2 protein-coding genes are annotated in these 1,262 nt (G+C 37.6%); both read right to left on the bottom strand.

Translation table 11 applies throughout. From position 1 onward, the window contains the following. Positions 1-121: 121 nt before the first annotated feature. A complete protein-coding gene (locus H5073_RS17920; protein ID WP_182680918.1) occupies positions 122-691 on the bottom strand; it encodes a hypothetical protein in 570 nt (189 codons plus the stop codon). Positions 692-839: 148 nt separating this feature from the next. After that, positions 840-1,088, bottom strand: coding sequence for a hypothetical protein (locus tag H5073_RS17915; RefSeq protein WP_182680917.1), 249 nt, complete (start codon positions 1,086-1,088; stop codon positions 840-842). Positions 1,089-1,262: the final 174 nt, after the last annotated feature.

Raw genomic sequence — 1,262 nt, 5'->3', positions numbered from 1 at the left:
CACACCAAACAGATCGTATTCTCGATCTGCTATTTACTATTAAAGGTACAACTTATCGTGAGCTCGGGCTTGTTCAACACTTGGGATAAGGACGCGGCTTCGCGCGGCCTATCCTTATTAGTTAGCCATTTTCAATTAACGAAATTTGTTTAGCATAATTTTTCAAAACAGGTTTGGAAAACCATGCTGCCTGATTTAGAATCGTTTGCTCTCCCGATTCTAAATTTATTGTTATTTTGAATACATAAATACTGGCTTTATCTCTAAAGATCCAAGGCGTATTTATCGTATTTGCTTTAGTAGGCTCAAGATTAAAATGCCAACGTCCATCGGTAAGTTGAGGATTTTCAACTTTTGCTAGCACTTTAATTACTTTTGTAGGCGCTAATTCCTCAATAACGATATTTCTTATCTTTTCATTATTTGCCGAACTAAATGCGAAGTTCCATATTAATTCGGCCTCATTTTTATTAATCTTGCTTTCTCCTACCATGAAGCCTGCAACTTGCATCTTGAACCCATTACTTTCAGCAGGAATTACCCCTGCATCAGTAACAGGCAAATGAATAATATTACCGCCTGCAATATTGAAAGGCATGCTAACAACATCATGGCCCATATAAGTTTCATTAGATTTACTCGCACAACCAACCAGTGTGCAGACTAAAAAAGCAAAGCAAAAATTTTTCATTTTCATTCCTTGATAACGTTAAGGTAAAATTTACTATTGTGGTAACACTGATGGCTAACGCCGTTTTAAGCGGCTAATTACAGTTGGCTAAAATACGTGAGGTACGAACAAAAAGCCAACTGTAATTTGTCCGACTTGAAAACTCTTGTTATAAGTCGCTTGCACTAGAGTTCTGGTGTCGTTTTATAAAACGCCTAACTTTCAATGTTGGCACCCAAATTCCAGCAAGAAGAATTGTGACAGGTAAATACAAACTCATTATTGAGTTTCCAGAAATATCGTAGTTAAGCTTAACTAAACCAAACTGAAGTAAGAGCATTACCATCGCTGTTGAAGTAAAGGCGTATGACAAATTTCCTAGCTTATTGATTTCTACACTTTCTTGAGATTGATCCATTTTATGACTCCCTTTGTGATAGTTACACCACAGTTTTGAACTAGACTTATAACGCCCGGTTATGGGGCGAGTATTAGCTTGCTAAACTGGTGAGGAACGAACCCGAGCAAGCTATTACGAGTCCCATCCATAAACCGCTTGTTATGCGTAACTCACTCTATTTTCGTTCCTAAC

Origin of the sequence: Shewanella sp. SR44-3, from assembly GCF_014163735.1 — a bacterium.
Lineage (GTDB): Bacteria > Pseudomonadota > Gammaproteobacteria > Enterobacterales > Shewanellaceae > Shewanella.
The sequence above is the reverse complement of the archived record's forward strand: the minus strand, read 5'-3'. Positions and strand labels throughout refer to the sequence as shown.

Bases quoted from the DNA above. Each gene is read 5' to 3' on its own strand.
- H5073_RS17920 (WP_182680918.1), bottom strand. From the start codon at position 691: ATGAAAAATTTTTGCTTTGCTTTTTTAGTCTGCACACTGGTTGGTTGT.
- H5073_RS17915 (WP_182680917.1), bottom strand. From the start codon at position 1,088: ATGGATCAATCTCAAGAAAGTGTAGAAATCAATAAGCTAGGAAATTTG.